This is a genomic window from Pristimantibacillus sp. PTI5 (assembly GCF_048572955.1).
Taxonomy (GTDB): domain Bacteria; phylum Bacillota; class Bacilli; order Paenibacillales; family Paenibacillaceae; genus Pristimantibacillus.
Map to the genome: position 1 here is coordinate 5453624 of NZ_CP183886.1, position 25628 is coordinate 5479251.

The window sequence follows — 25628 nt, forward strand, 5'->3', positions numbered from 1 at the left end:
GCTATGCTCCACTCGGAACAGGCACTTGTAAAATAGCACTCATATCTAGTATAAATGATGTATGACAGGAAAACTGGAGTGAAACCATGTATAAGGTGCTCTTGGTGGATGACGAATTTATTATACTAGACGGTATTGCCTCGGTCGTGGACTGGGAAGCGTGCGGCACGAAATTGATCGGAACGGCGCAAAACGGCGTGGAAGCATTCGAAAAAGTGAAGCGCGATCCGCCGGATATTATTATTAGCGACATACGTATGCCGGGGATGGACGGACTGCAGCTCGTAGCAGCGGTACGGGAGCTTTATCCGGATATCGCGTTCATATTACTTACGGGCTTTTCCGAATTTGATTATGCGAAGACCGCCATGCAGCACGGAGTCAATCATTATCTGCTGAAGCCATGCAGCGAAGAGGCGCTAATGGAAGCGCTGTCGGAAGTTGTGCAGCGGAGGCGGGAGAAGGATGATAACGACCATTTCGTGCAATCGATCAAGTACGGCCTCGAACGCGTGCTGCCGCATGCGAAGGAGCATTTTCTGAAAGAGCTCGTCACGAACAAAACGTACGGCGTCATGGAATGGCAATATTTCGGCCGGTTGTTCGGGCTTCAGTTCCAAACCCAGCGCGTCCGGCTGCTGCTTACGGAAATTGAAGGTGAGCACGAGTACGAGCATTTGTTTGCGGTCAAAAACATTGCCGAGGACGTGTTCCAAAATCCGATCTTAAGCTCAACGGTGGGAAGCCATGTGCTGCTGTTGATGGAGGACGAGCTGAGCGAGGAGCAATTGTTCGAAAAAATCGACGCGATCCGCTCTACGTTTATGAAGTATTACCATTTGGATCTGACGGCCGCGCTGAGCGAGCCCGGCGAGCTCACGCATGTGAGGCGGCTGTACACGCATACGATCGCCTGCTTGAATCACCGGTTCTATCTTGGGGAGGGCAGCTTAATTACGGAGCGCGATATTTCCGTTCCGGAGGAAGCGGAGAAGCGGGACTTCGAATACGACCCGGAGCGGCTGGCTATGCCGATCAAGGCAGGCCACTGGGCGGAGACTGAGCTTGAGCTGAAACGCATGTTCCAAGAGCTGTCCGAGCTTAGATATGAGATCGAGGAAACGAAATCGTATCTTATTCAAATTTTTATGGAAATCATTCGTATATGCTCACCCGCACAGATGAAAGGTTATATGGACAAGCTGCCGGGTCTGATCGCGGGCAGCACACTGCTGTCGTTCCAGCAGTTTGTCATGACGATCGCCCGCGAAATTACGCTGGACCGTTATGAGCGCAACCGCCGCAAGCAGTCGCAAATGGTGCAAAGCGTGATGCAGATCGTGCAGGAAAGATACAACGACGAAACGTTGACGCTGCAGACGATCGCCGCCGAAATTTACATGAATCCCGATTACATCGGCAAAATGTTCAAAAAGGAAACCGGCGAAAAGTTTACGAATTACGTCATGAACATTCGGATCGAGAAGGCGCTGGAGCATATCGAGCGCGGCGGCGACTTTACGTTCGGGTCGCTGGCGGAAGCGTCCGGCTTCGGCGATAACTATTCGTATTTCAGCAAAATATTCAAAAAATATACCGGCTTTTCTCCTTCCGAATACCGGAAATCGCCTTCATAAATGATTCGAATGAAACACCCTGCATCCGTATTTAGACGGAATGCGGGGTGTTTTTTGTTGGCTTACGAACCCATGTCTGATTTTTTTCATCGGATTTTTAGCAACGGTTTTGAACATAAAGGCATCGGAAATGGACATGGGCATCGTCAGGCGGAGAAGGTATATTAGTAAGCGTAATCATTAATTAATTAACTAATTAACGCGAAGGATGGAGGTTTACCCGATGAAGCTGGAACAACAGCTTGCTGCCAAAAGCGCAAAGGCGAAGTCAAGCACATTATCCTTCATCAAAAAGGAACTCATTCGGAATAAATATGTGTACCTCATGTTGATTCCGGTTGTCGCCTACTATTTGATTTTCAGCTATGCACCGATGTACGGCCTCCTGATGGCGTTTCAAAAGTCTTACAGTCCGATTAAGGGCATCATGGAAGGCAAATGGATCGGCTTTGACAACTTTACGATGTTTTTCGAAAGCTATTACTTTTGGCGGATTATTAAAAATACGCTCATCCTCAGTTTTTATAGTATTGCGTTCGGTTTCCCGGCTCCCATCGTACTGGCGCTGCTGCTGAACGAGGTGAGATTGAAATGGTTCAAGAGCACGGTGCAGACGGTCAGCTATATGCCGCACTTCATATCGGTCGTAGTCGTAGTCGGTATGTTGAAAACGTTCTCGGCTCTTGACGGCGGCTTGTTCAACGTCATTCGCGGCTTCTTCGATCTTCAGCCGGTCATGTTTCTGGCAGAGGCGGATATGTTCAGGCCAATGTACATCTTATCGAACATCTGGCAGGGAGCGGGCTGGGCGTCGATCATCTTCCTGGCGGCGCTGAGCGGCATCGATCCGCAGTTGTACGAAGCGGCGAAGATGGACGGAGCGGGGAGATGGAAGCAATTGATGCACATTACGCTTCCAGGTATATTGCCAACCATTGTCGTCATGCTGATTCTTCGTCTTGGCGCGGTTATGAATTCCGATTTTCAAAAAATATTGCTTATGCAAACAGCGCCAACTTATGAGACCTCCGACGTAATATCCACCTTCGTCTACCGGTCAGGCATCCTGGAAGGCAATTACACGTACTCGACGGCTATCGGACTCATTAACGGTGTCATTAACTTCTCGCTGCTTTTGCTCGCGAACCACATTAGCCGCAAGGTGAATTCCACAAGTCTCTGGTAAATAGGAGGAGCCTATGAAACGCTCAACAGGCGAATATATATTCGATACCGTCAACACGCTGCTGCTATGTCTCGTCATAGCGCTGTGCTTCTACCCAATGCTGTATGTGCTTAACTCATCGGTCAGCGATCCGGATCAAATGCTTCGTTCGCGTTCGCTTATGCTGCTGCCGGAAGGCTTCCAGCTTGAAGCTTACAAATTTGTGTTCAATTATCCGAAGATCTACACGGGATATCTTAATACGCTCATCTACGTTGTGGCGGGAACGGCGATCAACCTGCTCATGACCTCGCTCGCCGCATACGGGCTTTCCCGAATGGATTTGATGGGCAGAAAAACGCTCATGAAGATGATTACATTCACGATGTTTTTTGGCGGGGGCATGATCCCGACCTTTCTGCTCGTGCAAAATCTCGGCCTTGTCGACACGAGATGGGCGCTTCTTATTCCAGGCGCAATCAGCACCTTCTACTTCCTTATTATGAAGACGAGCTTCGAGTCGATTCCGATCAGCCTGATCGAATCGGCCAAGCTGGACGGCGCCAACGATTTCCTTATTTTGTTCCGAATCGTGCTTCCGCTGTCCAAATCGATTCTTGCGGTTATGATGCTTTATTACGCGGTTGATCATTGGAACGACTATGTTGGCCCGATGCTCTATCTGCGCAGCCAAGAGCTATACCCGATCCAGATCGTGATGCGCGATATTCTAATTAGCAGCAGCACGGAAGCAATGGGAGCGGGAGCGGACACCGGCTTTGCGATCGGGGAAAACATCAAGTACGCGACGATCATTATTTCGACGCTGCCGATTATGATCGTGTACCCGTTCATCCAACGATTTTTTGTTCAAGGCGCTTTAATCGGTGCCGTGAAACAATAAATAATTAAACCTATCTTGGAGGCGATTCACTGTGAAGAAAAAAGCGGGGTTAATTCTTGTGAGCTCTATGCTGCTGATTAGCATCTTGTCGGCTTGCTCGCAGAACAACGGGTCAAACACAGGCAATACCGGCAACACCGGCAATACGCCGGCGGGAACAGAAGCGCCGAAAGGCGAAGAAGCGATTTCTGTTATTCCGCTTCCGATTACGGACGAATCGTTCACGATCGAATACTGGCGTGCTAACGACGGCAAGTTAACGGCTTCTTTGCAAAACTTCGGTGAAATGGCCAGCTATAAAAAGAAAGAAGAGCTGACCGGTATCAAAGCGAACTTTACGCATCCGCCGCTTGGACAGCAAAAGGATCAGTTCAACCTGCTGATCGCCACAAAAGATTTGCCGGACGTTATTTACTATAACTGGGCAGATGCTGTCGGCGGACCCGAGAAAATGATCGAAGACGGCCGCATTATCCGCTTGAACGAACTGATCGATCAATATGCGCCTAACCTCAAAAAAATTATCGATTCCGATCCGGACGTGAAGAAGCAAATCGCGCTTGATGACGGCACCATCTACATGTTCCCGCTGCTTAAGCTTGACGCGGTAAAGCTGAACGCGACTTCCGGTCTCGTTATGCGGAAAGACTGGCTTGATAAGCTGAGCCTGAAATCGCCGACAACGATTGACGAGTGGTACACGGTGTTGAAAGCGTTCAAGGAGAAGGATCCGAACGGCAACGGCAAAGCGGATGAGCTCCCTTTCACCGGCAACTGGGGTCCGGGCAATCTGACGAAGCTGCACGACTTCTCACCGGCATTCGGCGTTATCGGCGGCTTCCAAATGCAAGACGGAAAAGTGGCATATGGTCCGATCCAACCTGGATACAAGGATTTCCTTGCGGAAATGGCAAAATGGTACCAAGAAGGACTAGTCGATCCTGAGATTATGACGAACGACGGCAAAGCGTTCGACTATAAAGTGACGAATAACTTGGCTGGATCTTACCAAGGCGGCGTATTCAGCGGCATGGGCAAATTTTTCAACCTGATGAGAGACACCGATCCGAACTTCAACCTGACGGGCGTAGCCTCTCCGCTTGCGACGGACGGAAAATCTTACGCTGCGTTTAACCTGAACAATAAAGTATTGACTTACGGCGAAGCGATTACATCCAGCGCGGACAAAGATAAGCTTAAATATATTGTGCAATGGATGGACTACAACTACAGCCCGGAAGGCAGCGACTTGTTCAACTTCGGTATCGAAGGCGAGAGCTACACCAAAGAAGGCGATACGTACAAATTCACCGACAAGATTACGAAAAACCCGAACGGCCTGACGTACGACCAAGCGCTTGCCTCCTACGCGCTTTCGATTATGGACGGTCCGATCAACCAAGACAGCAAATATTTGGACGCGCTGTTGTTTGACCAAGGTCAAAAAGACGCGAACACGGAATGGATGAAGCAGTCCTCAGATCTGACGCTTCCACCGCTTCGCTTGACGATCGACGAAGCTAGCCAAGTGACTTCCATTATGAGCCAAGTTAACACGTACTTGAACGAAACGATGACCGCAATCATTAACGGCTCCAAGCCGGTTTCGGAGTATGACAAAATGGCAGAAACGATCAAAGGCATGGGCATTGAAGAAGCGGTTAAGCTTCATCAAGCGGCTTACGAACGTTATATGAGCAAATAATAGGTCGTATAGAGACTGTTTACCGGGGCGGCAAAAGCCTTGGCAAGCAGTCTCTTCTTCCAGCTTCGATCACGCGAATTTGAATTTAGAGTGCGCAGACAGCTCCTGAATATGTTATATCTAGTATATGAACGTTGCTAAGGAGGCACTCTCTCTTGATCAAAGGCTATCGGAATTTGAGTATAAAGCTGAAAATATTTTTTATCATCTCTTTAATTATGGTCCTTATCATAACGCTGGCGTTCAGCTCGCTCTATTATGCTTATTCGATTTACGATAAGCAGCTGTATGATAAATCGCACAGACTATTGAATTTATCGTCATCTTCGATTGATATGGAGCTTAAGAAACTAGAATCGATGTCATTAAGCATCATTTCGGACGCGGTCGTTCAACAAAGCTTAAAGGAACTGCTCGTGGACGACTCGGAATATTCCGGTTATATCATCCGCAAGAGAATAACCGAGCGTCTATGGGCGCATATCAGCACATCCGAGAGATATGTGCAGTCGGTTCATTTGGTCGATACGAAGGAAAGGGTAAGCAAATACGGCGGTTCTGTAGAGCTAGTGGGCGAGAAGTATAAGCGAATCAGTGAAATGGCAGCGGCCGGAAAAGGATCTGCGAGCTGGTTGTATCCGGATCGTTCCGATCCGATGCTGATTCTCGTAAGGGAAGTGCGAACATACGAGCCGCTGACGCTAGAGCCGATCGGTTTCCTTATATTGCGTATTAATATCGAACGGATCGTTGAGGATTACGCGGGCATTGCTTCAGAGAGCAGCGATGTGATCGTGAAGTCCGGACAAAGCGTCGTCTATCCATTCCGCAATCTTTCCCCTGAAATTGCTCAAACCGCGCAGCCTTTAAATCAGGCAGACGGTTATGAGATTAAGGATCTGAACGGTGAAGCGGTATTTTTGTCCCAGAAAAAATCATCGTATACGGGCTGGACGTATTACAATGTTGTTCCTTACAACCATATTTTCGAAAAAATCGTTTGGCTTAAAAATACGTTGATTATTGTGTTCACGGCAACGGTTGCCATTGTAATCGTAATCGGATTGCTGTTCGCCCGAAGCTTAACGAAGCCGATTCGTTTGCTTATCACCCAGATGAAGGAAGTGCAATACGGGGACCTGGATAATATGGGCGTCAGCATGCACGGCGCAGTTATACAGCAAATGGACGAGGTTGGATTGCTTCAGCGGACTTTCCGGTTAATGATTGCCCGGATTAATACGTTAATCAAAGAAAATTACGCGAATCAGCTCATTATCAAGGAAACCGAGTTTAAGGCGCTGCAAGCTCAGATCAATCCGCATTTTCTGTACAATTCGCTTGATTCGATCCATTGGCTGGCGAAGAAAAACGATCAAGGACAAATATCAAGCATGGTCGTGTCGCTCGGCTATTTGCTTCGTTCGTCGATCAGCCTGAAACGTAACGTGATTACGATCGCGGAAGAGCTCGAAATCGTACAGCATTACATCACGATCCAAAAGTATCGTTTCCAGCATCGACTCGATTTCCACATGGACGTAGATGAGCGCTATGCGAACGTGCTGATCCCGAAGCTAACGCTTCAGCCCTTATTGGAAAACGCGATTCAATACGGACTCGAGCCGCAGATCGAGCCTTGCACCATTCGCATATACGCGCAGGAAAGCGGGGACCGGCTTGCCATTATCGTCGAGGATCAGGGTCCCGGCATGGATGAACCGTATTTGCGCAAAGTGCTTAGCGGCGAAGTTGAAACAAGAGGTTCGGGTATCGGTCTTAAGAATATTCAAGATCGGATGAGGCTCGCATTCGGAGAAAGCTACGGCATGCTGCTGGAAAGCACGGTTGGGAGCGGTACGAAAGTAATGGTTATGCTGCCGCTGACTCAGGAGGTACAAGCAGGATGAGAGCGACGATACGGGTTTGGATGCTGCTAGGAATGGTTGCGATATTGTTCGGCTGCGGCAAGGCGGAGTCTCATGATCCCGTTCGTTCCGCTGAAGAGAAAATTACGCTTCGGGTGTTCTGGTGGGGCGGAGACTTTAGAAATAACGCGACGATTCAAGCGATCGAAATGTACGAAAAGCTAAATCCGAATGTGAACATTGAGTTCGAATATACCGGCTTTAACGAATATTGGAAGAAGCTTGCGCCGTATGCCGCAGGCAACGCGCTGCCTGACATCATGCAGATGGATGTTTCCTATTTGGCGCAATATGGATCCTTAGATTTACTCGAGGACTTAACGCCTTATATTCAGAAGGGAGTTATCGACGCAAGTCATATCAGCGACAATCATTTATCGGGAGGCAAGCTTGGCGATCGTTTATTCGGCTTAAACTTGGGCGTCAACGCGCTGTACAGCGTCTATGATCCGGAAGTATTCAAGCTACATGACATTGCGCCGCCGACCGAGGATTGGACATGGTCCGATTTTGAAGCGATGGGCGAGCAGTTGAAAGGCAAAGGCGTTTATGTCGGAACAGACCTTACGCCTGAGCAGTATTTTGCCTACTATCTCAGACAATACGGCCGCACGCTGTTTGCCGCTGACGGCACGAAGCTCGGGTATGAGGATGACGGGCTGTTTGTGGACTATTTTGGCCGGATGCAGAGAATGGCTAAGGACCGTCTCATTTTCTCGCCGGATATATGGTATTCCGATGTTCGGTTATCGGATTCGGATCCGTTTTATACGGGAGGAGCGCTGCTTGGCTGGGGGTATTCCAATCATTTTATTACGACGGTTGAGAAATACGGCAAACCGCTGCAGTTAGCGCCGATTCCCGGTCCGAACCGAGATCAAGGCATGTTTCTGAAGCCGGGCATGTTTTTTTCCGTAGCGAAAAACTCGAAGCATAAGGAAGAGGCGGCTAAGTTCATCAGCTTCTTCGTCAACGATCTGGAAGCGAATAAAGTAATGAAGGCGGAACGAGGCGTGCCTGTGTCAGCGAAGGTGAAAGACGATCTGAAGCCTTTCCTGGAGCCGGAGCAGCAGCAAGTATTCGAATATGTGGAGTGGGTGGAGGAGCACAGCAGCCCGATCGATCCGCCGGATCCGGTCGGAACGGGGGAAGTGACGGCGGTGCTTCGCAATCTGTATGATTTGCTGCTGTTTGACAAAATTACGCCGCAATCAGCGGCCGTTGAATTTAGATTGAAAGCAAACGCGATTTTAGCGCGAAATATGAAATAAGGGGATAAAAAAATGAACATTAACGCAAAAGCAAGCGATTTGAAGCAAGTCGTGGGACGCGTGGCGGAATACACGTTCGGCATGGACCTGACATGGGATTGGCCCGGCGGAGTCGCCTACTATGGCGTCAGCCGGGCGTTTGAGGTAACGGGTGAGCAAGCTTATTTGGACCGGATGGTTGCCTGGGTGGATGAATATATCGAAGCGGGACTTCCGGGATGGACGGTCAATACATGCGCGATGGGGCATATGCTGCTCACTTTATACGAGCATACAAAGGACGAGAGGTATGCCGAGCTTATTTTCAGCAAGATCGACTACCTGGAGAATAATGCACTGCGTTTCAGTGACCGGGTGCTTCAGCATACGGTGTCGGCCAAAAACGATTTTCCAGAACAATGCTGGGCGGATACGCTGTTCATGGCGGCGTATTTCATGCTGCGCGCGGGCATCATGTTCGACAAAAAACATCTCATCCACGACGCCTTGCATCAATTTTTTTGGCATATCAACTATTTGCAGGACGAAAACGACGCGCTGTGGTATCACGGCTACAACCATATCAACAAGGATCATATGTCCGGCATGTACTGGGCTCGCGCCAACGCCTGGGCGGCCTATACGATGTCCCGCGCGGCAAGGATACTGCCGGAAAGTTATTTGTATCCTCCAATGATGCATATATGGAGCTCATTGCGCGATCAACTGGCCGCTATCAAGAAATTGCAGAAGGAAGACGGCCTCTGGGGCACCGTGCTTGATTATCCGGAAGCCTATGGCGAAGTGTCGGCTACGGCGGGCATCGCGGCAGCCATGGTCATGCAAGGTAATCCACTGCATGGGAAGTACGTGAAGAAGGCGCTTGACGGCTTACTTACGAACATCGCGGACAACGGCCGCGTGCTGAACGTATCGGGCGGCACCGCCGTTATGAACGACATTGCCGGCTACCTGGGCATCGATAAGAAATGGGCCCAGGGCTGGGGGCAGGGACTCGCTCTTGCGTTTTTGGCAGCGGTCATCGAGAATGAGAAATGAAACAAAGTGAATTGAAATGAGGTACCACTTTTAAGGGAGGCTAAACCATGTTGTTGGAACCAAAATCGAAATTGGTCATGATCGGCGACTCCATAACGGATTGCGACCGTGCTAGACCTTACGGGGAAGGGCTCTTCGGGGCTATAGGCAAGGGCTATGTTTCGCTTGTGGATGCGCTGCTGACGGCAGCATATCCGGAGAGCGGGATTCGGGTTGTGAACATGGGAACAAGCGGCAATACGGTTCGCGATCTGAAAGAGCGCTGGCAGACGGACGTGCTGGATCTGAAGCCGGACTGGCTGTCGATCATGATCGGCATTAACGATGTCTGGCGGCAATATGATCTGCCGGCCCAGACCGAGCAACATGTCTATATTGACGAATATGAGGAAACGCTGGAGGCGCTTGTAAAGCGTACGAGGCCGCAGCTGCAAGGGCTTGTGTTAATGACGCCGTTCTATATCGAGCCGAATGAGGCAGATCCGATGCGCAGGACGATGGATCAGTACGGCGAGGTCGTAAAGAAGTTGGCGTTCAAGTATGATGCCCGGTTTGTCGATACCCAGGCAGCATTTAATCAGGTTCTAGCCCATATTTATCCAGGCACGCTCGCCTGGGACCGCGTACACCCGAACATGGCGGGACATGCGGTAATCGCCCGGGCATTTCTGCAAGCGATCGGATACGACTATAACCGTGGTTTGTAATCCGCTTTATCAACCTTGGCATGCTGACTTTGCTATTATGAAGAAGAATAGTCTATAAGTAGAACATCATACGCCGTTTGATTAGATTAAACATATTGAACCACATCCACTGGATGTGGTTTTCTGTTTATATCTGCCTATTCAATAAACTTCCTTCAAAAGCTCAAAAACTTCTTCTATCGTGAGGCCAAAGGATTTGTAATACGAAGTGTCAATAACCATTTGCTTCAAGATCATTTCATTGCGTTTTTGAAGCATCTCGTCGGACGAGAGTTCGGCTATGAAACATCCTTTGCCGGTTACGGTGTAAATCAAACCAAGACGTTCGAGCTCTTCCCACGCTTTTTTTACGGTAATGATACTAACACGAAGCTCCGTGGCCGCTTGTCGTATGGGCGGCAAACTATACCCGCTCTCTAGTTCGCCCTTGAGAATTTGTGCGCTGATTTGTTCTGTAAGCTGCTGATAGATGGGTTTATCAGATGTGTTCGAAATAGCTATGTTCATTATATTTCCACTTTCTCAAACCGTTTGATGGCAATATGATAAGCGATAATCGTAAATATCGCAAATATCACGATGCCTATGATCAGGATGGAAAATTGCGTTGCCAAATGATCAGCACCAGTTCCTTTGAAAACATCAGACACGAACGAATTCTGTATTCCGAGCCATTCTGCGCCTCCAGCGAACAGCATCGCGGCTGTAATGGATGCAATCGTGGCAGCGCCGTATTTAAACGCTGTCTTATAATACATGGATATAAAGATGATATTGAAGATCGCAACCATGACGAAACATAATCCCCAAAAGCCTAAGGATGGTTCGTAGAAATAGTAGGTCAAATTCGGATATAAGCGAGTACTAATCAAGCCATATAGCATTGCAACAACAATGTGCATTAATTCCAGGATCACAATAACGGATACCTTTGCTTTTACAATGTCTTTTTTTGTTACTGGCAGCATGCTTGTAAATATCAAATCATTCTGGGTTTTATATCCTGCAAACATATTCGGGATCGTGATAAAACAAAAGTAAAGGATGACAAGGAAATATAACCAGCTGGGTATTAGCATTAAGGCGCCTGTCAAGAAGGGCATGAAATAAAAGAAAGGACTTACGCCCAACTTTAATTCTTTCATCAGTAAGTTATACATGCATATCCTCCTTTTTCGAGAAATAGATCATAATCTCCTCAAGATTAGGCACGGTTGACTTTAAATCCAAAGATGGATCAAAGTCACTAGTAGGGATCAAGCCTGTAAAGCCAAATGAATTCGTTTTGTAGGCAATTAACTGGTCTTTTATCAAACCCAATTGATCTTCTCTCCCATTTACCAAGCGATAGGTATCAATAAATTCTTCTTTCTCGGCGCTGTTGATAATTTGTCCGTTATCGATATAAGTGATATAATCTGCACATTTTTCCAAGTCGGTTGTAATATGAGTCGAAAACAGGATGCTGATTTCTCCATCTTCCACCAGTTCCTGAAAAATATCCAACAGATTGTCTCTAGCAACCGGATCAAGTCCGCTAGTTGGTTCATCAAGAATAAGAAGCTTTGCGCCGTGTGATAAAGCAAGGGCCAAGCTGTATTTTACTTTCATTCCGGTTGATAATTCAGCTATTTTTTTGTCTTCGTTCAAATTAAATCTTTTCAGATAATTGTAATAGGCGTCATCATCCCAATTAGAATAGAACTTTTTGATTACGTTAGTTAACGTTTTGATTTTGCTTCGAGTATAGAAATCGATGTCTCCAAATGCAAAGCCAATTTCTTGTTTCAATTCTAGTTCGTGTTCGATCATGTCCTTGCCCAAAATACGGATCTCGCCGCTATCCATACGAATCAAATTCAAAATTGATTTTATAGTCGTTGTTTTGCCTGCACCGTTGGCTCCGATAAATCCCATAATATAACCCTTTTCCAGTTGAAAAGAGATATTTCTTAAATGGAAATGTTTATATTTTTTATTTAAATTTTTAATTTCTAACGCAAGCATATAGCCAACCTCCTTATATATTGTATATGTTGTGCATACACAATATATTACTGGGACAGTTCTTAAGTCAATTATTTTTGTCAAGTTCAGTTGAAACCAGTCAATGATCCATGGACTCAAATCATCACGATATATATATGCGGCGTGCGCGGCGCGATGAAAATGAAACATTATTCCGTTATACGTGTCTGCGTATTTTCTTTGAACTTGATCCAGCGGTTTCCACCTGCATAGCCTAATCCCTATATAAGAATATAATCCATGATGAACAGGAGATCGTCTATGGTTCGCAGATGCATACTCCTGTAATCTTTGTATAAAAGCCTATGAAAGCTTATTTAACTAAGGAGTGAAAGAACGATGAATCAGCTAATGAAACGATTGCCCCGAAAACTAATGATAACGATGTGGGATTTTTCCTGGTACACGATGACGCTGCCCGGAGAGCCATACAGCAATTTGGCGGCTAGATTCGAAGAAGCGGTAGAAAGAGGCTACAATACGATTCGGATATGCGCGATGCCGTTTATGCTGTTTACGGCGGAGGGCAAACGACCTGGCCCATTGAAGTTCGGTAATCTGGGGGAGGTAGGCCAGCGTACCCGCTGGTATAATTGCCGCGGCGGGGCGGAATTGGACGGACATGCCCATCTGCTTGAGTTGTTCAAACAGGCCAAAGCGCATAATTGCTACATTATGCTGTCCTCCTGGGAGTATCAGCAAAGCCCCAGCTTCCTCGCGCATCCAGAGCTGCGGGATATATTAGCGGCGATTCCGCCGGAAGAACGTTTTATGACGATTGCGGCGTCGATGAATCAGCTGATTCGTTTTATTAAAGAGGAAGGCTACGCGAGCCAAATCGTATATGCGGAGCTGCATAACGAGGTGGAATTCGGGCAGTTGACCGCCGTCGGCACGAGCCGCGGCATACCGGAATCCAATACACCCGCGCTTGTCGAAGCCATGCAGCCTTACATCGAGGAGGCAGTTGGCTACCTACGGGAGCAGCATCCCGACATACTGATGACCGCAAGCTATACGCTGAACGAAGCTTATCCGAAAGCCTACGCCGCCCGCAATATGCAGGTCGCGCATTTTCATCTATATATTAAAGGCGTACTCAACGAGCTCATGGATGCTGCAGGTTTGAATGACGATACGACAAGCTTTCCGAATTCCTTTGTCCAAACACTGTTACGGGGGGATGCCCCTTCCTTTGAACAGTGGACGCTGCCTAAGGGCCAAGAATGGAGGATGGAGGGTAATCCTGTAGGCATGAAGCTCATTTATTTGCATGATTGGGCAGATCCGGACAAATGGGATTTGTATTTATATGACCGATACGGCGCCCATAAGCAAGCGATGCTTCAAAAGACCGATTTCCGGTTCGAGGAAATTCACGACTGGGTTCGCCATACTAATATTCCGATCGTCATTGGTGAAGGCTATGTCGGCTATACGCCGCTGCTTGCAGGCTTTGAGGAAGGCCCCGTGGGGAAGTTCATTGCAGAATACGCCCTGCGCAAAGGCATGGCTCTCGGCTTCTGGGGTATGACGCTATGCTCGAATTGCGCGCCGCATCATCCTTTTTGGAATGATATCAGCTGGCAGCGTAAGTGGAATCAGTTTATCACAGATTCGGAGTAACAACTTAGGGGGAGCCGCTAATGAGCTTGAAACTTCTCATCATTGACGATGAGGTTCGGACAAGAGAATTTCTTCATCATCGAATAGCTTGGGAATCGCTAGGAATTACGATGGTCGAGTCCGTTAAAAACGGAATTTTGGCATTGGATATGGCGCGGGACTGGATGCCGGATATCATTCTATGCGATATCCGCATGCCTAAGATGGATGGCATCGAATTTGCCAAACGTCTCCGTATGTTGGATTCGGATGCCAAGCTGATCTTCCTTAGCGGCTTCTCGGACAAAGAATATTTATTATCAGCCATCCAATTGCAGGCATTTCAATTCATTGAGAAGCCCATTAACCCGGGCCGCATCAAGGAAGTCGTTGGCGAGGCAGTCCGTGTTCGCCAAACGGATTTAGATAAGCAAAAGGAGGGACTGAGGCTTCAAGCAAGCTTTGACGAAAACTTGCCTATATTGCGGCGGGAAATGGTTCGCAAGCTTGTTACGGAGCCGCATTCCCCTCATGTATTGCCTGCATTGCTCAACCGGGATACCTTTCTTATTCCTTCGGAAGGAAGATTCACGGTTGTGGTTGCTCCCTTGTTCTGGCGTTTTTCGGATATTCCGAAGGAAGTGCGTATCGTCCAGGAGGAAATTTTAAGCAGCTTATCTAAAAGCGAAGAAATGCTCGAATGGGGCTCCATCGCCGGCTTTGATTCACAAAACTGGCTCGTCATCCTTATGCCGGGAACCTATGGATCCGCTTACATGACAGGCTGGTCGCGGCTGGAGCAGCTAAGGGGAGTACTGCGCCGTATCTTAGGACCCGATATCCAGTTTCACATGGGTATTGGTCATACAGCCGAGCAGCTGTTCGCTATCCCGGATGCTTATCATTCCGCGGTTAATGCAGGTAATTTGCAATTTTACAAGGACTACGGCGAAATCGCATTTCCCTCCGAAAAGCAGGCTGGAGAACCGTTGGATACGGATTGGGAGGAGCTAAAACGGTTTCGCGAATCGGTTCGCAGGGGAGACGTCGAACAAGCCGATAAAATAATACAAGGGCTGACCAAAAGGGCTAGGCAGCGCAAAGATTTAGACATTATGCGGGTGAAAGATGTTTATTTTCAGTTCCTCCTAATCTTACTTGAAATAGCGCTTCAACAGGGCCTGACCGATAAGGAAGAAGGCGGGGGCAGCCGCTATATTTGGAGGGAAATCGATATTATCCCGGACTTGGACCGGCTGCATCGCTATGTGCTGTCGCTTCTTGCATTGTTTGATAGGGAAGAGGGCAAGGGCGGGAGCGGTAAAATGCGGGAGATCGTCAAATTCATTCATACCCATTTTCACGAAAAAGGCTTTGGCATCCAAATGATCGCGGATCATGTCGGCTTAAGCGAAACGTATTTATGTTCTTTTTTCAAGAAGCAGAGCGGACAAACCGTTAAGGAATATATGACCGGCGTGCGGGTAGAGAAGGCGAAGGAGCTGCTAAGGGAGCAAGATATGAAGCTTTATACGATCGCGCAGGCTGTGGGCTTCGCCGATCCGAATTATTTTACGACATTCTTCAAAAAGTATGCGGGATGCACACCGACCGAGTACCGCGAAAGGGTGGGCCAATGATATGACGCGTGTAAAACGTTTGTGGTCGAATCTCGGCATTCGTTACAAGTTGTTCGCGGCTGTTTTGTTCGCGGTGTCTATCCCTTTTATTTTACTGCTTTATATTCATCTGAGCATGAGCGCCAAAGAGAGTAAAGTCCAGGCCGATGTTTCGGCGCTCAGAACCATGGAAGAAACGAAGTCCTATCTCGAATACAAGGCTAATTCCATACATGAAGTGTTGAATTTTATTTCTTTTAACGATGTGATCCAGAACGAAGCAAGCAAAACAAAAGGCTACGACGACGTTAATGAATGGTCTATTGATGCGAGCAGAGTGGACAAGGTGCTGCATCAGTTTCCGTATAATCAGGATATTGAAAGCGTGCGCTTGTATTTGCATGCGGGTCTCGCTGGTGAGGCTGGCAATAACGACTATTTGAAAATGGAACAAATCGCCGATCGGGTATGGCTTAGAAGGTTTAAGGAATCCAAGCGATTCTTTGCATGGGTTCCCGCAACGGTGCTTGACCGAAGCGCGGATGGAGATAAAATTACGATTTTGCGAAAAATACCGGAAGAACACAGCGTTACCAGTTTTTCTGGGCTCGCAAGCGCCCAAATAGCTGTTTCCTCGCTTCGGAGCGTACTCGACCACGTGAAAATAACCCCGAATACTTCTGCTTTTCTTTACAATGAACGAGGAGATCTCCTTAGCGCAAGTACGGCTGCTCAACTGACGGCAAAAGACGTTGAGCAAATGATGCGCGATAAGAAGGAATTATATGAAGAATCGTATAGATGGGGCGAACGTGTCAACTATCAAGGAGAAACCTTGCTGATCGGTGCTACTGCCATCCAAAATGCTGCGATGCGGCTTGTCGTCGTCGTGCCGGAGTCGGATATTTTGAAGACGATTTATCATTCGCGTAACCGGCTGATTTACATCTTTCTCATCATTATTCCGTTTGTCTTGCCGTTGTCGTTTTTTGTCGCGGGATCCTCGACCCGAAGAATGAGACAGCTTAGCCGGCACATGAGAAAAATAAAGGACGGCAATTTTCATGCGGCGCAGCTAACCGAGAGCCGCGACGAAATAGGGGAATTGATTCAAACCTACAATGCGATGGTGCAAAATATCGGCAAGCTGATGGATGAGACCTATCATCTCGGACGTGAAGTGAAAAACAAGGAACTCAAGGCGCTCCAGGCGCAGATCAATCCGCATTTTTTGTATAACACACTTGATTTGATCAATATTATGGCGATTGAAAGCGAAGAACAGGATATAGCGATGGTCGTGGAGGAGTTGGCTGTATTTTACAAGCTCAGTCTCTCCAACGGAAAAGAAATGATAACGCTGGAAAATGAGATCAAGCATGTAGAGGCCTATGTTCATATTCAAAATATGCGCTTTGGAGGCGGCATCGCCCTCTCAATAGAGCTCTCCGATGAGCTTAAGTGCTGCGAGGTGCCGAAGATTATTCTTCAACCGCTTGTGGAAAACGCGATTTTGCACGGCATTCGCGAGAAGGATTCAGAGCAGGGAATCATCACCGTCAAAGCAGAGTCGAAGGAGGGGGGGCTGCTGCTTCATATCCGCGATGACGGGGTCGGAATGGACGAGAAGCAGATGACTGGGGCGATGGTCGGAAAAAGCAGCAAGCGAACCGGCGGCTTCGGCGTGCGGAATATACAAGAGAGGATTGATTTGTTGTTCGGAGCAGATTTCGGACTAAGCTTCGCAAGCACGGTTGGAGAGGGAACGACCGTGACGATTAAATTACCGCTTGAAGCGATTGTCGAATAACAGCATAGGTTTTCGAAGGTTATTGTAACTTTATCCCGTATGTTTCAGATGCATATCGCATTAAACTTATGCCATAGCAGTGAGAAACTTACGGATGGTGATCGCATGAAAAAAGAAACCGTTCCCAAGACGGTGGTGAATGCAGGGAAAGCGGAAAATAAGAATGGAATTACGTTTTTTGGTGAAATCCGAAGGAACTGGCCTCTTTATACGATGTTCGTTCCGATTGCCGTATACTTTTTGATTTTTGCTTATGCGCCTATGGCGGGAATAGTCATGGCCTTCAAAGACTTTAATTACCGGGACGGCATTTTCGGAAGTCCGTGGAACGGCTTCGAGAATTTTGAGTACTTCTTCGTTTCGGGCAAAGCATGGATCGTCACGAGAAACACGATTTTGTACAATGTCGCATTTCTGGGAATGTACACTGTTTTTTCTATCGTAACGGCAGTATTGCTCTCAGAAATACAGAAGAAGTTTTTTAAAAAAATAACGCAAACCTTTTTGTTTCTTCCTTATTTCATTTCATGGGTAACGGTGTCGGCATTCGTATACAACTTCCTCAACTATGAATTTGGAATTATTAATGTCCTATTCAAGAAATTCGGACTGGATGCGATCGATATCTATTCGACTTCCTGGTATTGGTTTATTCTACTGCCCCTGCTTTATGTGTGGAAGTGGGTAGGCTACGGCAGCATTCTTTATCTGGCAGCGATCGTCGGCATCGATCAGGAAGTGTACGAAGCGGCCACGATAGACGGGGCGTCACGCTGGCAAAAGATTACGAGAATTACTTTGCCGTTGTTGAGACCAACGATGATCATCTTGATTTTACTGGGATTGGGACGTATTATGCGGGGCGAATTCGACATGTTCTACCAACTGATCGGGAATAACGGTTCGCTTATGGACGCAACAGATATAATCGATACGCTCGTTTTCCGATCGCTAGTGAATACGCAGGATTTCGGTATGGCTTCGTCCGTCGGATTCTATCAATCTATTCTAACTTTGGTGATTATTCTGGCCGCGAACTATCTCGTCAGACGTTACGATAGAGATCAGGCCTTATTCTAGACGCCATATTATGACAAGCGGGTGATAAAAAATGGGTACGAACAAACTAAATGCTGCGCCGTTATTTTCTTCTTTGGCCTATATCGTCATCGGCATCATTTCTTTAATTACATTCATTCCTTTCGTCGTGCTGGTTGCGGGATCGCTTTCCGCGGAAAGCGTGGTTCTGAAAGAAGGCTTTTGGTTTTGGCCCCGGGACTTTTCGCTTGACGCTTATGCTTTTATCTTCCGATATCCGGCCGAAGTGCTTTCCGCTTACCGCGTCTCGATCATCATCACGGTCATCGGAACGGTGATTGGGCTTCTATTCTCGACAATGGCAGCCTACGTGCTGTACCGCAAGGAAGTGAAGTATCGCAATGCGCTAGCCTTCTTCCTATTTTTTACGACACTGTTCAATGGAGGACTTGCTCCGTTTTACATTCTCGTTACGAAATATTTGGAGCTTAAAAATTCGCTTGGCGTGCTTATCCTTCTTCCTATGTTCAACGTCATGTTCATTCTCATTCTTCGCAGCTTTATTCGAGGCTCCATACCGGAGCCGTTAATCGAATCGGCAAAAATTGACGGCGCCGGAGAGTATAGGATATTTTTCCAAATGGTGCTGCCGCTTTCAAAGCCGGCGCTGGCGTCTATTGGACTGTTTACGGCTCTGGCATATTGGAATGATTGGTGGACGGCTATGATGTTTGTGGACAAAGATCATTTGATTCCGCTGCAATATATGCTCTATAAGATGCTATCGTCGGTTAACATGTCCTCGTCCATGGCTCAGTATGCCGGCGCGATAGACCAGCCGAAGGAAACGTTCAAGCTAGCTATGACCGTCATTGCAACGGGGCCAATCCTGCTCGTGTTCCCGTTCGTACAGAAATACTTTGTAAAGGGCGTTACGATCGGAGCTGTAAAAGGATAAGCCCAGAGGCAGCCATAGAGGCAAGCTTCACTCGGTATGAATCCGCAACTTGGATTGATATAGCTTAATAAACACATTTCAAGGTTCAAGGGGGAATTGAGAAAGTGAAGAAAAAGATGAATTTAGTTATCATTGCATTTGTTATGTTTGCTCTTGTATTGTCGGCATGCTCAAACAATTCTGGCAGCAATGCTCCTTCAGCAAGCAACAATGCGGGTGAAAGCAGCGACGCTGCCATTGACAATTCAAAAGAAGTTAAGCTTAGCATGTATCTCCTTGGGGAAGCACCAAAAGGCATGCCGGAGGTATTGGCGGAGCTTAACAAAAAGCTGAAGGAAGATATCAACGCCACGCTTGATCTCAATTACATCGGTTGGGGCGAAGTGCAGTCGAAATATCCATTAGTGCTCGCATCGGGTGAGGATGTGGACATTATTTTTGCAGCTGATTGGAACTTCTATGTGCAGGAGGCCATGAAAGGAGCGTATTACGAGCTAAATGAAGAACTGCTCAAGAAGTACATGCCGCTTCACATGGCGAAGTTGGATCCTCTTGCACTGAAAGCTGCGGAAATTAACGGCATAACGTACATGGTGCCGACTGCTACGCCTGACCGGAAAGCGAGCGTTGCTCTGATTCGCCGCGATTTACGGGAAAAATACGGCATTGCAGAGATATCCAAACTTTCTGAGCTGGGTCCTTATCTGGAAGCCATTAAGAAGAACGAACCCGATATGATTCCGCTTAATTTGGACAGCCAATTTGATTTGCCGACTCCGTTCCTTTATTTAACGAACGAGAAGCTTGCTTATACGCAGCCGCTTGATTCCGGCAATCCCATGGCCCAAGGCATTGCCTATGACTACGAAGATACTTCGGGCAAAGTGTTTACGACCGTTGAGGAACCATTCCTCAGCGCAGGCAAGTTTGCTGCGAATATCATGAAAGAATGGTACGACAAGGGCTACGTGAACAAAAATCCGTATGCCAACAAGACGCGATCGAAAGATAATTTCTGCGAAGGATTATCCGGCGTTGCGTTCGGCAATTCGCTTGACGTGGCAAGTGTAACGGAACAATGCGCGGAGAAAGGCATCGAAGTCGATATTTTGACAGCGTTGTCGCCTCAAGGACATGCGCCGCAAAACACTTGGTTGAACAACGGACTTGCCGTTGCTGCCAACTCAGATAATCCGGAGCGCGCGTTGCAGGCGATGGATCTGATCATGCAAGACCCTGAATATGTGTATCTGACATCTTTCGGTATTGAAGGTGAAAACTACGTGATTACGGAAGACGATAAAATCGGTCTCCCGGACGGGGTAACGCAGGAGAATAATACATTCCCGGCCGATTCTAGCGGCTTCTGGTTCGTCAACAAGGATCTTTTCAAGCCGATGGCAAACTGGCCGCAGTCGTACGTTGATCACCGGAGTTCCGTCGGCGATAAGCTGAAGCCTCTTCTGTATGCAGGCTTCACCTTCAACAGCGAGAACGTCAAGGCTCAAATCGCGAATATTGCCAACGTATCTACGCAGTACGGCAGTCCGCTCTTTATAGGCGCGGTAAAAAATGTCGATGAGGCTTACAATCAATTAACTGAAAAGCTAAAAGCTGCAGGAATCGAAAAAGTAAAAGCGGATGTTGAAAAACAAACGCAAGAATATTTAAAATCCATTCAATAAGCTGCTTATATATTAGAGAAGGAAAGAACCGGCCAAAGTCATCGGCCGGTTCTTTTTTTCGATTTAGCCTCTTAACTGGCTGCGGTATTCGGTGGGTGAGCGGCCTATCATTTTCTTGAACAGCCGGGAAAAGTAGAACGGGTCTCCGATTCCGATTGACAGGCCAATTTCCTTGACAGAATTATCGGTCAGATCCAGTAATTGACAAGCTCTTTGCATTTTCATACGAAGATAATAATCAATTGGGGAAATGCCGGCAGCATTTCGGAATACATGATTTAAATGCTGTTTGGAAATGCCTGTTTGATCCGCAAGCTCATCCAGACTGAGGCTCATCTCCAGCATCTGCTGCATGTACAAGACTGCACGGTCAAAATAAGCTTGCGATTTCTCTTCCTTGTGCAGCTTCTGCATCAAGCCCAGATAACTGATCATATACCGAGCGGCATGCGATACATGGAGGAGACTCGTATCCGTGTAAGCCCCTGCCGACAACAAGTCATAGCATAGGTGGAAAAGGTCAATCAGCTTCTCGGCATCGGTCGATTGCAAATGAGCGGAACCGCTCCGCAAGCCGCTGGACTGCAGAATGTGTTCAATCTGCTCGCCTTTTAAGTGAAACCAGTAAATGCTCCATGGGTCAACCTCATCTGCGCCATAGGAATGGGGAGTCCCTGAGGGGATGACCATGTAGGTATTTTCCTTTATCTCGATCTTGGCTTCGCTGCCTTGCTTAAACCATCCTTTGCCGCGAACGCAGTAAATGATAATGTAGGCCTCCGTGCCGAGCAATCTCTCGCGGAAGTGGTTAGAAGCTTTGGGGTAATATCCAATATCAGTAATATACGCTTGTTTGATTAACGGATGCTCGGCCATAAGTCCTAGCTGGTCTTGCGAAAGCACAAACATTTTTTCTAAATCGAAACCGTCCGCTTTTTTTTGTATGTTCATGAAAGCCGCTCCTTCAGGCAATTGTTGATGCTTTATGATAAACCTATTTTAGCAGAAAGTACTGACCAATAAAAACAGAATATAATCCATTGATTTCAGAACATGCTTAATGGTTTGGACGTCCGTTATGCTGTAAAGTAAAGCTGTAAATAGCATTCAGGATGTCTCGATCAGAGGTAGAGGAGTGAGTTTAATGAGTCAGAATAATGAACGTTCCCGCGTGTGGGAAGAAGTAGTTGAAATTCCAACGTACGGTGTAGGAAAACCGGATAAAAATCCGATGTTTTTAGAAAAGCGTGTTTACCAGGGCAGCTCTGGCCGCGTATACCCTCACCCCGTTATCGACAAAATCGAAGATGAGAAGCAATTAAAGCCCTATACGATTCTGGTATTGGAGAATGAATATATAAGAATCGAAATCATGCCGGAAATCGGCGGGCGGATTTACCGGGCCGTCGATAAGACGAACAATTACGATTTTGTTTATTATAATCAGGTCATCAAGCCTGCGCTCGTAGGTCTCGCGGGACCGTGGATTTCGGGCGGCATTGAGTTTAACTGGCCTCAGCACCATCGGCCGAATACGTTTGGGCCGGTCGAATATAAGATGACGGAAAATGATGACGGCAGCGCTACGGTATGGGTCAGTGAAATCGACCGCATGTACGGCACGAAGGTGACGGCCGGCTTTACGCTTCATCCGGGAAAGGCGTACCTGGAAATTCATGCACAGCTCTACAACCGGACGCAAGAGCCGCAAACCTTTTTATGGTGGGCGAACCCCGCGGTTGCGGTAAACGACCATACCCAATCGGTCTTTCCTCCCGACGTCCATGCGGTGTTCGATCATGGCAAGCGCGACGTATCCAAATTTCCGGTTGCGACAGGCACTTATTACAAAATGGATTATTCCGAGGGTGTGGACATTTCCAGATACAAGAACATACCGGTTCCTACCTCGTATATGGCCTATAAATCGGATTTCAATTTTGTCGGCGGGTATGACCACTCGGTGCAAGCGGGACTTCTGCATGTCGCCAATCATCATATTTCCCCGGGAAAGAAACAGTGGACATGGGGAAATGGTGAGTTCGGCCAGGCATGGGATAGAAGCCTGACCGATGAGGATGGGCCGTATATTGAGCTGATGACAGGCGTATATACCGACAATCAGCCGGATTTCACATGGCTTCAGCCTTTCGAGGAGAAATCATTCAAACAATACTTCATGCCTTATAAAAATATCGGAATCGTAAAAAACGCGACGATCGATGCAGCGGTAAATTTAGAAGTGGATGCGCAGACGAAGCTGGTAACCGTTCAAGCCTATGCGACATCCGCACTGGAAGGAGCAAAGATTGAGCTTAGCAGCAAGAACAGAGCTTATATCATGGAAACGGCTGCGCTCTCGCCAGGAAAAACGTTTACCGCTTCCGTTCCGCTCCATCCGGATGACGAGGAGCATGACCTGAAGTTGGCCGTTAAAAACGCTTCGGGCAGGCTATTGGTCGGCTACCAGCCGAAAAAACCTCAGATCGAGGATATTCCGGAAGCTGCAAAGCCGTTGCCGGAACCAAAAGATTTGAAGACAAACGAGCAGCTGTATTTGGCCGGGCTTCATCTGGAGCAATACCGCCATGCGACGTTCGAGCCGGAAGCCTATTATCTGGAAGGCTTGAAACGGGACGATTCCGATATTAGAATCAACGTTGCATACGGAACATTACTGTTGAGAAGAGGGCTATTTGCCAAAAGCGAGCAGCATTTTCGGAAAGCAATCGGCAGCCTGACCTGGAGTAATCCGAATCCTTACGACAGCGAAGCGTACTATCAGCTAGGCGTGGCGCTGAAGCAGCAGGGGCGGCTTGATGATGCTTTCGCCGCCTTCTATAAAGCAGTTTGGTCAGCGGCTTGGCAGGACAGCGGATATTTCTCGCTCGCACAAATTGCTGCAGAGAAGGGCGCATTCGAGGAAGCGCTTGAGCTTGTCGACCGTTCATTCATTCGGAATTCCCGGCATTATAAGGCTAGAGATTTAAGAACCTCCCTGCTTCGCCGTCTTGGACGCCTGGATGAAGCAAAGGCTGCAGCCATGGAAACGATAGGGCTCGATATTGCCGATTTCGGAGCGTATTATGAATTGCATTTGCATTATAAAGCGGTTGGGGAAACAGAGAATGCCGAACATGCGCTTCAAGAGCTTACAGGGCTCATGCGCAAGGATCCTCATAATCATATCGCGCTGGCTGCCGATTACGCAGGTTCGGGTCTCTATGAGGAAGCGATTCAGTCCCTTCGGATCATTGCGCCGAACGATGAAAGCGAAGCATACCCGATGGTACATTATGCTTTGAGCTATTGTTTCTCCCGATCGGGTCGTGCGGAGTTAGCGGCGAGGCATCTCTTGGCGGGAGAAAAAGCAGCTCCCGATTATTGCTTTCCCAATACGCTATTTGATCTCACGGTTCTGGAATATATCGTAAAACAGGAGCCTGATGCCGCAAGAGCCCGTTACTTCCTTGGGAATTTTTACTATGACAAGAAACGCCACGATGACGCGGTTGCTCAGTGGGAAGCATCCGCAAAGCTGGATGCTTCATATTCCGTCACCCATCGCAATCTGGCACTGGCTTACTTTAATAAGAATAACGAGCCGGATAAGGCGCGAACTTCGCTAGAGGCCGCTTTTGCCTGCGATGATAAAGATGCGAGAATTTTCTATGAGCTGGATCAACTGTATAAGAAAATCCAACGGACGCCGGAGGAAAGGCTTGCTTTACTGGATCGGTATCCTGAACTAGTGAATTCACGGGATGATTTGTATATAGAATTTGTTACGCTGCACAATACGATAGGCAGCTATGAGAAAGCCCTGCAGCTGCTAGAAATTCGCCAGTTCCATCCATGGGAAGGCGGCGAAGGCAAAACGCTTGGCCAATACGTGCAGGCGCACGTCGAGCTGGCGAAGCTTGCACTCGATGACAGCCGGTTCGCGGATGCAGAGCATTTGCTGAGAAAAGCGCTTGAAAACCCTGTTAATCTAGGCGAAGCGAAGCTGGAGGGGGCACAAGAAAACAACATTCATTACTATTTGGGCTGCGCTTTGGAAGGGCAAGGCAATAAGGAAGCTGCAAAGCAGGCTTTCGAAGCAGCCTCGCAAGGGCTGGAGGAGCCGGCAAGCGCTATGTATTATAACGACCAACCGCCGGAAATGATTTTTTATCAAGGCTTGGCCTGGCAGAAGCTAAATAACGCCAAACAGGCGAAACGCCGATTCAATAAACTGATCGATTATGCCGAGAAGCATGTGTTCGATCAGGTGAAAATCGATTATTTTGCCGTATCCTTGCCGGATTTTCTCGTATTTGAAGAGAATCTTGACAGACACAACGTTATCCACTGCCGTTTTATGATGGGACTGGGCCTGCTTGGCATGAAACGCTTTGAGGAAGCAGCAGAGCAATTCGACCAGGCATTGGCGCTAGACCGCAATCATCAGGGAGCTGCCCTACACAAGAAGCTGGCACAAGATGGAATGAAGAGCAAGTCTATCATTTCTATTCCATAAACATCACTGAC

At 47.6% G+C, this 25628-nt stretch carries 19 protein-coding genes; 15 read left to right on the forward strand and 4 right to left on the reverse strand.

The annotated features are described in order from the left end of the window. The first annotated feature begins 86 nt into the window (after positions 1-86). From ACN6MW_RS24230 to ACN6MW_RS24265, 8 genes are all read left to right on the forward strand, one after another. Positions 87-1637, forward strand: a complete 1551-nt coding sequence (locus tag ACN6MW_RS24230; protein ID WP_419872432.1) for a response regulator transcription factor — start codon at positions 87-89, stop codon at positions 1635-1637. 223 nt (positions 1638-1860) lie between these two features. Further along, positions 1861-2823 carry an ABC transporter permease gene (locus tag ACN6MW_RS24235; RefSeq protein WP_419872433.1) on the forward strand — a complete coding sequence of 321 codons (963 nt, stop codon included), beginning with the start codon at positions 1861-1863 and terminating at the stop codon, positions 2821-2823. A gap of 13 nt (positions 2824-2836) precedes the next feature. Next, a complete protein-coding gene (locus tag ACN6MW_RS24240; RefSeq protein ID WP_419872434.1) occupies positions 2837-3706 on the forward strand; it encodes a carbohydrate ABC transporter permease in 870 nt (289 codons plus the stop codon). Between the two features lie 31 nt (positions 3707-3737). Then, complete coding sequence (locus ACN6MW_RS24245) at positions 3738-5411, forward strand: ABC transporter substrate-binding protein (protein ID WP_419872435.1); 1674 nt, start codon at positions 3738-3740, stop codon at positions 5409-5411. Positions 5412-5566: 155 nt separating this feature from the next. Then, positions 5567-7321, forward strand: coding sequence for a sensor histidine kinase (locus ACN6MW_RS24250; protein ID WP_419872436.1), 1755 nt, complete (start codon positions 5567-5569; stop codon positions 7319-7321). Continuing rightward, positions 7318-8610 carry an ABC transporter substrate-binding protein gene (locus ACN6MW_RS24255; RefSeq protein WP_419872437.1) on the forward strand — a complete coding sequence of 431 codons (1293 nt, stop codon included), beginning with the start codon at positions 7318-7320 and terminating at the stop codon, positions 8608-8610. Before ACN6MW_RS24250 ends, ACN6MW_RS24255 begins: the two co-directional genes overlap by 4 nt. A gap of 12 nt (positions 8611-8622) precedes the next feature. Beyond that, entirely contained in the window at positions 8623-9648 is a 1026-nt protein-coding gene (locus tag ACN6MW_RS24260) for a glycoside hydrolase family 88/105 protein (RefSeq protein ID WP_419872438.1), read from the forward strand. Positions 9649-9695: 47 nt separating this feature from the next. Beyond that, positions 9696-10355, forward strand: a complete 660-nt coding sequence (locus ACN6MW_RS24265) for an SGNH/GDSL hydrolase family protein (RefSeq protein WP_419872439.1) — start codon at positions 9696-9698, stop codon at positions 10353-10355. A 141-nt stretch (positions 10356-10496) separates the two neighbouring features. Here ACN6MW_RS24265 and ACN6MW_RS24270 read toward each other — a convergent pair whose 3' ends face one another. Genes ACN6MW_RS24270 through ACN6MW_RS24280 form a run of 3 tightly spaced genes read right to left on the reverse strand, consistent with a single transcriptional unit; the run spans position 10497 to position 12362 of the window. Next, on the reverse strand, positions 10497-10862 hold the full coding sequence (locus tag ACN6MW_RS24270; protein WP_419872440.1) for a GntR family transcriptional regulator: 366 nt from the start codon (positions 10860-10862) through the stop codon (positions 10497-10499). Next, complete coding sequence (locus tag ACN6MW_RS24275; RefSeq protein WP_419872441.1) at positions 10862-11515, reverse strand: ABC-2 transporter permease; 654 nt, start codon at positions 11513-11515, stop codon at positions 10862-10864. Before ACN6MW_RS24275 ends, ACN6MW_RS24270 begins: the two co-directional genes overlap by 1 nt. Beyond that, positions 11508-12362, reverse strand: a complete 855-nt coding sequence (locus ACN6MW_RS24280) for an ABC transporter ATP-binding protein (protein ID WP_419872442.1) — start codon at positions 12360-12362, stop codon at positions 11508-11510. The genes ACN6MW_RS24275 and ACN6MW_RS24280 overlap by 8 nt, the downstream gene beginning before the upstream one ends. A gap of 360 nt (positions 12363-12722) precedes the next feature. Here ACN6MW_RS24280 and ACN6MW_RS24285 point away from each other — a divergent pair, with 360 nt between their 5' ends. From ACN6MW_RS24285 to ACN6MW_RS24310, 6 genes are all read left to right on the forward strand, one after another. Further along, positions 12723-14009, forward strand: a complete 1287-nt coding sequence (locus ACN6MW_RS24285; protein ID WP_419872443.1) for a cellulase-like family protein — start codon at positions 12723-12725, stop codon at positions 14007-14009. Between the two features lie 20 nt (positions 14010-14029). Then, positions 14030-15628: a helix-turn-helix domain-containing protein gene (locus ACN6MW_RS24290; RefSeq protein ID WP_419872444.1), complete on the forward strand. Its 1599-nt coding sequence runs from the start codon at positions 14030-14032 to the stop codon at positions 15626-15628. Between the two features lies 1 nt (position 15629). Next, positions 15630-17417: a cache domain-containing sensor histidine kinase gene (locus ACN6MW_RS24295; protein WP_419872445.1), complete on the forward strand. Its 1788-nt coding sequence runs from the start codon at positions 15630-15632 to the stop codon at positions 17415-17417. Between the two features lie 213 nt (positions 17418-17630). Further along, positions 17631-18497: an ABC transporter permease gene (locus tag ACN6MW_RS24300; protein ID WP_414698853.1), complete on the forward strand. Its 867-nt coding sequence runs from the start codon at positions 17631-17633 to the stop codon at positions 18495-18497. A 31-nt stretch (positions 18498-18528) separates the two neighbouring features. Then, entirely contained in the window at positions 18529-19413 is an 885-nt protein-coding gene (locus tag ACN6MW_RS24305; RefSeq protein WP_364142294.1) for a carbohydrate ABC transporter permease, read from the forward strand. A gap of 104 nt (positions 19414-19517) precedes the next feature. Continuing rightward, positions 19518-21098 (forward strand): ABC transporter substrate-binding protein, encoded by a 1581-nt coding sequence (locus tag ACN6MW_RS24310; RefSeq protein ID WP_419872446.1) that lies wholly within the window; start codon positions 19518-19520, stop codon positions 21096-21098. A 63-nt stretch (positions 21099-21161) separates the two neighbouring features. On the opposite strand, the gene ACN6MW_RS24315 is transcribed toward ACN6MW_RS24310, so the two are convergent. Beyond that, positions 21162-22049, reverse strand: coding sequence for a helix-turn-helix domain-containing protein (locus ACN6MW_RS24315; protein WP_419872447.1), 888 nt, complete (start codon positions 22047-22049; stop codon positions 21162-21164). A gap of 193 nt (positions 22050-22242) precedes the next feature. On the opposite strand from ACN6MW_RS24315, the gene ACN6MW_RS24320 reads away from it, so the two are divergent. Further along, a complete protein-coding gene (locus ACN6MW_RS24320) occupies positions 22243-25617 on the forward strand; it encodes a DUF5107 domain-containing protein (protein ID WP_419872448.1) in 3375 nt (1124 codons plus the stop codon). Positions 25618-25628 lie beyond the last annotated feature (11 nt).